Genomic DNA, 2,075 nt, shown 5'->3' on the forward strand with positions numbered 1-2,075 from the left:
GGCGGGTTTGAGGTCGCGGTGCACCACCCCCATCTCGTGCGCGGCCACCAGCGCGTCGGCCAGCTGCACCGCCAGGTCGACCGCCCGGTCCATGGGCATTCCGTGCGGGTGGTTGCCCAGCTCCACTGCCAGGTTGTGGCCTTGGAGGAACTCCATCACCAGGAACCACTGGCCCTCGTGCGTGCCGAAGTTGTCGACGCGGGTGATGCCGGGGTGCTGGAGCCGGGCCGCGATCTTGGCCTCCTGGCGGAACTTCGACACCACGTGCGGCTTGGTCGCCGACATCTCCCGGTGGAGGAACTTCATCGCCACCGGCTGGTCGCGCAGCAGATCCGCGGCCTTCCACACCTCACCGAAGGAGCCTTCGCCCAATAGCCGCTCCAACCGGTAACGCCCCCCGACCTCCAACCCAGGCTCCACTCCACACCCCCTGACCGTTCCTGGTCCGAAGGACATGTTCGTCGATCGACCAGGTCTAGGGACGGCGATGACATATCGAGGAGATCACATCCCGGACGACCGTAGAACAAGCGCCGAAGACGGACTGTGAAAGAAGCCGCTCTCAGCGCATCGACTGTGCGCACCACGAATGGACGCACCGCCGCCGGGACGAACGGCTTCGTTCAACGCAGTGCGTCAACGTCGTGGAGTCGACATGGAAATGGTGGAACTCCTTTCGATTCGCTTGCAACGGTGGGCGCGAGCACAGCAGACCGTGATCTCGGCTCCGAATGGGCGACGGCCGGGCGGGAGGGGAGGCGGCGAGCGACGCACGGACGCATGATCGTCGCCCTTGTCCCACACGTCCCACCGGCGCCGCATAACGCCACAAGTGCGAGCAGACCGTCCATATCGTCTGCGGGGTTCCGCCTTCGGGGCGTCGCCCTGGGCGCTCGCTTCGCCGGGGAGCCTTCGACGGCCCGGCCGCCCCCGAACCGATCGGCTGGCTCAATCTCTCCGATGCCAGAGTCTGGCGGTCTTGTCGTCGCTGGCGGTGGCGAGGACGGCGCCGTCGGGGCTGAACGCCACCGAGAAGACGGGCCCCTTGTGTCCGGTGAGAGCGGTGATGAGCTTTCCCGTTGCAATGTCCCAGAGCTTGGCTGTTTTCGCGCTGGCGGTTGCCAGGACGGTCCCATCTGGGCTGAACGCCACTGAATAAATCCAGTGCTGATGTCTGGTAAGAGTGGTGATGAGCGTTCCGGTTATGGCGTTCCAGAGCTTGGTAGTTTTGTCGTGGCTGGCAGTGGCGAGGGTGGTGCCGTCCGGGCTGAACGCCACCGAGAAAATCCAGTCCTGATGTCCGGTGAGAGTGGTGATGAGATTACCGGTCCGGGCGTTCCAGAGTTTGGCGGTGTCGTCGTCGCTGGTGGTGGCGAGGGTGGTGCCGTCCGGACTGAACGCCACTGAGCGGACGGGGCGTCGGTGACCGACGAGGGTGGCCAGGAGTTCGCCGGTCCGGGCGTTCCAGAGCTTGGCGGTTTTGTCGTGGCTGGCAGTGGCGAGGGTGGTGCCGTCGGGGCTGAACGCCACCGAGAAGACCCAGTCCTGATGTCCGGTGAGAGTGGTGATGAGTCTTCCTGTTTCGGTGTTCCAGAGCTTGGCGGTTTTGTCATCGCTGGCCGTGGCCAGGATGGTGCCGTCCGGGCTGAACGTCACCAAACGAACTCCACCCTGGTGTCCATGAAGGGTGGAACGGAGACGAAATTCGCTGTAGTTGGTGCGCCTTATGGGAGAAGGCCTGCGGAGCCCTTCCGCGGAAGGGAGCGCTGAAGGGCCGGACGGCGGGGACGGACGCTGCGCAGGAGTTCCGGAGTCCGGGAGCGCGGACGCTGAAGAGGCGGGACGGATGAGGGCCCGTCGGATACGTCGTAGATGAGCCAGGACGTCGGTGGTGTGTTCGGGGCGTTGATCGGGCTTTTTGGCCAGCAGGTCGACGATCAGCTCCTCCAGGGCTGCGGGAGCGTCGGGGCGTTCGTCGCGGACGTGCGGGGGCGGGGCGTTCAGGTGCTGGCCCATCAGCCCTTCGAGCCGTTCGCTGGTGAACGGCGGATGGCCGGTCAGCAGGGTGAACAGGA

General features: G+C 65.5%; 3 protein-coding genes. 1 reads left to right on the forward strand and 2 read right to left on the reverse strand.

Translation table 11 applies throughout. The features are described 5' to 3' along the window. Positions 1-456 (reverse strand): serine/threonine-protein kinase (locus EIO00_RS23910; RefSeq protein ID WP_140182693.1); only part of this gene is annotated, 456 nt, incomplete at its 3' end. Positions 457-948: 492 nt separating this feature from the next. Beyond that, positions 949-1,950: a WD40 repeat domain-containing protein gene (locus tag EIO00_RS23915; RefSeq protein ID WP_422100072.1), complete on the reverse strand. Its 1,002-nt coding sequence runs from the start codon at positions 1,948-1,950 to the stop codon at positions 949-951. Here EIO00_RS23915 and EIO00_RS25470 point away from each other — a divergent pair. Next, positions 1,873-2,075 (forward strand): hypothetical protein (locus tag EIO00_RS25470; RefSeq protein ID WP_241661565.1); only part of this gene is annotated, 203 nt, incomplete at its 3' end. The two genes, EIO00_RS23915 and EIO00_RS25470, sit on opposite strands and share 78 nt — an antisense overlap.

It is taken from the genome of Thermomonospora catenispora, from assembly GCF_006363815.1.
Taxonomy (GTDB): Bacteria; Actinomycetota; Actinomycetes; order Streptosporangiales; family Streptosporangiaceae; genus Thermomonospora; species Thermomonospora catenispora.